Origin of the sequence: Mycobacterium sp., assembly GCF_032162105.1 — a bacterium.
In the GTDB taxonomy this organism is placed as follows: Bacteria; Actinomycetota; Actinomycetes; order Mycobacteriales; family Mycobacteriaceae; genus Mycobacterium.
Genome location: NZ_JAVRPS010000679.1, coordinates 1 through 5,067, shown reverse-complemented (window position 1 = coordinate 5,067; position 5,067 = coordinate 1). Strand labels below are relative to the sequence as shown.

6 protein-coding genes are annotated in these 5,067 nt (G+C 68.0%); 4 read left to right on the top strand and 2 right to left on the bottom strand.

Annotation, left to right across the window (positions count from 1 at the left end):
- The 3 genes from QOC69_RS34205 to ilvC form a co-directional block, all read left to right on the top strand.
- Positions 1-176 (top strand): hypothetical protein (locus tag QOC69_RS34205; RefSeq protein WP_526446973.1); only part of this gene is annotated, 176 nt, incomplete at its 5' end.
- Positions 176-676 (top strand): acetolactate synthase small subunit, encoded by a 501-nt coding sequence (gene ilvN, locus QOC69_RS34200; protein ID WP_526446969.1) that lies wholly within the window; start codon positions 176-178, stop codon positions 674-676. The genes QOC69_RS34205 and ilvN, both read left to right, overlap by 1 nt.
- A 39-nt stretch (positions 677-715) precedes the next feature.
- Positions 716-1,729, top strand: a complete 1,014-nt coding sequence (gene ilvC / locus QOC69_RS34195) for a ketol-acid reductoisomerase (RefSeq protein WP_526446967.1) — start codon at positions 716-718, stop codon at positions 1,727-1,729.
- A gap of 65 nt (positions 1,730-1,794) precedes the next feature.
- Here ilvC and wrbA read toward each other — a convergent pair whose 3' ends face one another.
- A complete protein-coding gene (wrbA, locus tag QOC69_RS34190) occupies positions 1,795-2,391 on the bottom strand; it encodes an NAD(P)H:quinone oxidoreductase (protein WP_526446965.1) in 597 nt (198 codons plus the stop codon).
- A gap of 29 nt (positions 2,392-2,420) precedes the next feature.
- Entirely contained in the window at positions 2,421-3,851 is a 1,431-nt protein-coding gene (locus QOC69_RS34185) for a phytoene desaturase family protein (protein WP_526446971.1), read from the bottom strand.
- A 30-nt stretch (positions 3,852-3,881) separates the two neighbouring features.
- Between QOC69_RS34185 and serA the strand changes: the two genes are divergently transcribed.
- On the top strand, positions 3,882-5,067 hold a 1,186-nt coding region (gene serA, locus QOC69_RS34180; protein WP_526446963.1), incomplete at its 3' end, for a phosphoglycerate dehydrogenase.

Below are 5,067 nucleotides of genomic sequence, written 5' to 3'. Positions count from 1 at the left end.
AGGACGTGATCAACCAGGCGCGGGCGATCAACGACCGGCCGGTGGTGATCGACTTCAACGTAGGCGCCGACGACCAGGTGTGGCCGATGGTGGCCGCGGGCACCGGCAATGACGAGATCCAAGCTGCGAAGGGCATTCGTCCGCTATTCGACGACGACTCCGAGGGGCACGCCTAATGACGACGACCACTCACACCTTGTCGGTCCTCGTCGAGGACAAGCCCGGCGTGCTGGCGCGCGTCGCGTCGCTGTTCTCCCGGCGTGGTTTCAACATTCAGTCGCTGGCGGTCGGTGCCACCGAACAGAAGAGCCTGTCCCGGATGACGATCGTCGTCTCGGTCGAGGACTTCCCGCTCGAACAGGTCACCAAGCAGCTCAACAAGTTGATCAACGTGATCAAGATCGTGGAGCAGGACGAGGAAAACTCCGTCTCCCGCGAACTGGCGCTGATCAAGGTGCGCGCCGATGCCTCGACCCGCGGGCAGATCATCGAGGCGGTGAACCTGTTCCGCGCCAAGGTGGTCGACGTGTCGGCCGAGTCGTTGGTCGTGGAGGCCACCGGCACACCCGGCAAGCTCACCGCGCTTCTGAACCTCCTCGAGCCCTACGGCATCCGGGAGATCGCCCAGTCCGGCATGGTGACCCTCGCCCGCGGACCCCGCGGCATCGTCAAATAACGAGTTCCGTCGAAACCCGAATAGAGAAGGAAAATCGAAGTGGCAGTTGAGATGTTCTACGACGACGACGCAGACCTGTCGATCATTCAGGGACGCAAGGTCGGCGTCATCGGCTATGGCAGCCAGGGCCATGCGCACTCGCTGAGCCTGCGTGACTCCGGCGTCGAGGTGAAGGTCGGTCTGAAGGAGGGCTCCAAGTCCCGGGAGAAGGTCACCGAGCAGGGGCTCGCCGTCGACACCCCGGCCGAGGTCGCCAAGTGGGCCGACGTCATCATGCTGCTGGCGCCGGACACCGCGCAGGCGGAGATCTTCAAGAACGACATCGAGCCGAACCTCGTAGCGGGCAACGCGCTGTTCTTCGGCCACGGCCTGAACATTCACTTCGATCTGATCGAGCCGGCCGAGAACATCACCATCGGGATGGTGGCGCCCAAGGGTCCGGGCCACCTGGTCCGCCGCCAGTTCGTCGATGGCAAGGGCGTGCCCTGCCTGATCGCCATCGACCAGGACCCGAACGGTGAGGGCGAGGCGCTCGCGCTGTCCTACGCCAAGGGCATCGGCGGCACCAGGGCCGGCGTCATCAAGACCACCTTCAAGGAAGAGACCGAGACCGACCTGTTCGGTGAGCAGGCCGTGTTGTGCGGTGGCACCGAGGAATTGGTCAAGATCGGCTTCGAGGTCATGGTCGAGGCGGGGTATGCGCCCGAGATGGCCTACTTCGAGGTGCTGCACGAACTCAAGCTGATCGTCGACCTGATGTACGAGGGTGGCATCGCCCGGATGAACTACTCGGTGTCCGACACCGCGGAGTTCGGTGGCTACCTGTCCGGCCCGCGCGTCATCGACGCCGACACCAAGGAGCGGATGCGCGGCATCCTGCGCGACATCCAGGACGGCAGCTTCGTCAGGGAACTCGTCGCCAACGTCGAGGGCGGCAACAAGCGGTTGGAGAAGCTGCGCAAGGAGAACGCCGAGCATCCGATCGAGGTGACCGGCAAGAAGCTGCGCGACCTGATGAGCTGGGTCGACCGCCCCATCACCGAAACGGCCTAACCCCAGCGATTTGTGAGCGCTGACGTTCGCTCTCCCGAACGAAAGCGCTCACAAATCGCGTTTGGTTAGGCGAGGCGGTCGGCGACGGCCACCACGCGACGGGCGAGGTGGTCAAGCGCGTTGTTGGTGGCGTCGTCGAATTCGGTGATGTTGTCGTGGCCCGCGATGAGGCTGGCGCCATAGGGGTTTCCGTCGACGAACTTGAGCGCATCGGTGTAACCCGGCGGCACGATGATGCCACCGAAGTGCATGAGCGTGACGTAGAGCGTGAGAAGCGTCGTTTCCTGCCCGCCGTGCGCGGTGTTCGTCGACGTGAAGCCCGCGTACACCTTGTCGGCGAGCTCGCCCTGCGACCACAGGCCGCCGAGCGAGTCGAGAAAACTCCGCAGCTGTGATGCGACGGAACCGAACCGCGTCGGCGACCCGAAGATCACCGCATCGGCCCAGACGATGTCGTCTCCGGTCGCGGGCGGCAGGTCCCTGGTCGCTTCGTAGTTGGCGGTCCACGCCGGGTTTTCCGCGAATGACGCCCGATCACGGGTCTCGGCGACGGGGCGGACCCGCACCTCGGCGCCCGCACCCTCCGCGGCACCGGCGACTCGTTTGGCCATCGAGGTGCCGTGCCCGGTGGCCGAATAATAGAGGACAGCGAGTTTCGTCATGCAAACAGCCAATCACGATCGCCCGTGAGCTAGGGCGAGAGTTTGGGCAACTTCTTGATGCCGAACTCGCGACGCAGCACCGTGCGGGCGGCGTAGTAGCCGGCCATGCCGTGCACGCCGCCGCCGGGCGGGGCGGCCGACGAACATAGGTAGGCCTTCGGGATCGGTGTCGACCACGGGTTGAGCCGCAGCGTCGGGCCGGTCAGCGCGCTGAACATGTTATTGCTGCCGACGCCGATGTCGCCGCCGACCAGGTTGGCGTTGTGGTCGGCCAGCCGCGCCGCGGGAACGCTGCGCACGGCCACGACGACGTCGCGGAAGCCCGGAGCGAAGCGTTCGAACACGTCGGTGACCGCCTCGGCCATGTCGACCGTCGACCCCGCGGGCACGTGGGCGTAGGTCCACAGCGGTCGACGGCCCTCGGCGTCGATGCGACCGGGGTCGGCGACGTGCGGAGAGGCGGCGAGCATCATCGGCCATTCGGCGTGGCGGCCCTTGGCGATCTCCGCCTCGGCCAACGCCATCTGTGCGCGTGTGCCGCCGAGGTGAAGGGTGGGCGCCAGCGCCAGTCTCGGGTCGCGCCAGGGGATCTCGCCGGACAGTACGTAGTCGACCTTCGCCACGCCAGGCCCGAACCGGTAGCGGCGCAAGGCCTTCGCGTAACGCGGCGGCAGCGCGTCGCCGTAGATCCGCAGCAGTGCGGTCGGCGCGGTGTCGTACAGCACGACGCCGTCGGGTGGTGTGGTGATCTCCTCACCGAGGACCAGTTCGCCGCCGTGCGCGCGTAGGTCGGCGATCAATGCGTCGGGAATGGCCTGCGATCCGCCGACGGGAATCGGCCACCCGACCGCATGCCCGAGCGTCGCCAGCATCAACCCGGCACCCGAGGAAACCAGTGACGGCATCCGTGAAATCGTGTGCGCCGCAACGCCACTGAACAGCGCGCGGGCGTCCTCGCCGACCAGCGTCCGCCACAGCGGGGTGCCTTGCGCGAGCAGTCGCGGGCCGACGCGCAACGCCGCGGGAATGGACGGCGGCAGCGATCGCTTGTCGCCGAGCAGCAGGCCGACCACGCCGTCGCAGTCGGCGGCCAGCGGACCCAGCAGTCGTCGCCAGGATGCCCCGTCGTCCAGCTCCGCACAGGTGCGTTCGATGTCGCGGTAGCCGATCGCCGCGGGCCGGTTCGGCAGGGGATTGCCGTAGGCGATCTCGGGGACGGCCAAGCTCACACCCCGCGCCCGCAGGTCGAACTCTGCGAAGAACGGCGAGGCCAGCGCCAGCGGGTGCACCGCCGAGCAGATGTCGTGGCTGACGCCCGGATACTCGGGGTCGGCCATGGTCCGCGCGCCACCCCCTGCGGTCGATTGGGCCTCGACGACGCGCACCGACAACCCGGCCCGTGCGCAGATCACGGCGGCGCTCAGGCCGTTGGGCCCACTGCCGACGACGGTGACGTCCACCTCTAGATTCAAGCCCATTAGGCTGGCCGCGTGAGCCTGCCCGTTGTATTGATCGCTGACAAACTCGCCCAGTCGACCGTCGCCGCCCTCGGTGACCAGGTAGAAGTGCGCTGGGTCGACGGCCCGGACCGGGAGAAGCTGCTGGCCGCGGTGCCCGACGCCGACGCGCTGCTGGTCCGCTCGGCCACCACCGTGGACGCCGAGGTGCTGGCCGCCGCGCCGAAGCTGAAGATCGTGGCCCGCGCCGGCGTCGGCCTGGACAACGTCGACGTCGACGCCGCCACGGCGCGCGGCGTGCTGGTTGTCAACGCACCGACCTCGAACATCCACAGCGCCGCCGAGCACGCGCTGGCGCTGCTGCTGGCCGCGGCACGGCAGATTCCGGCCGCCGACGCGACACTGCGCGATCACACGTGGAAGCGGTCGTCGTTCTCGGGCACCGAGATCTTCGGCAAGACCGTCGGCGTGGTCGGTCTGGGTCGCATCGGGCAGCTGGTGGCCCAGCGCCTCGCCGCGTTCGGCGCCCACGTCGCCGCCTACGACCCCTACGTCTCCGCGGCGCGCGCCGCGCAGTTGGGCATCGAACTGCTCACCCTCGACGAGCTGCTGGCCCGCGCAGACTTCATCTCCGTGCACCTGCCGAAGACGAAGGAGACCGCAGGGCTGATCAACAAGGAGGCATTGGCCAAGACCAAGCCGGGCGTGATCATCGTCAACGCCGCCCGTGGCGGGCTGATCGACGAGGAAGCCCTTGCCGAAGCCGTCATCAGCGGACACGTCCGGGGCGCAGGCCTCGACGTGTTCTCCACCGAACCATGCACGGACAGCCCGCTGTTCGAGTTGCCCCAGGTCGTCGTCACCCCCCACCTCGGCGCATCGACGGAGGAGGCGCAGGACCGCGCGGGCACCGACGTGGCGGCCAGCGTGAAGCTGGCGCTGGCGGGCGAGTTCGTGCCCGACGCCGTCAACGTCGGCGGTGGCGTCGTCGGCGAGGAGGTCGCGCCGTGGCTCGACCTGGTGCGCAAACTGGGCCTCCTGGTCGGAGCGCTGTCGCCCGAGCTGCCGACGTCGATTTCGGTACAGGTGCGCGGTGAGCTGGCCGCCGAAGAGGTTGACGTGCTGCGGCTCTCGGCGCTGCGCGGTCTGTTCTCGGCGGTGATCGAGGACCAGGTGACGTTCGTCAACGCCCCGGCACTGGCCGCCGAGCGGGGTGTCG

Excerpts from the sequence above, each read along its gene's own strand:
- ilvN (WP_526446969.1), top strand. The coding sequence starts at position 176 with ATGACGACGACCACTCACACCTTGTCGGTCCTCGTCGAGGACAAGCCC.
- wrbA (WP_526446965.1), bottom strand. The coding sequence starts at position 2,391 with ATGACGAAACTCGCTGTCCTCTATTATTCGGCCACCGGGCACGGCACC.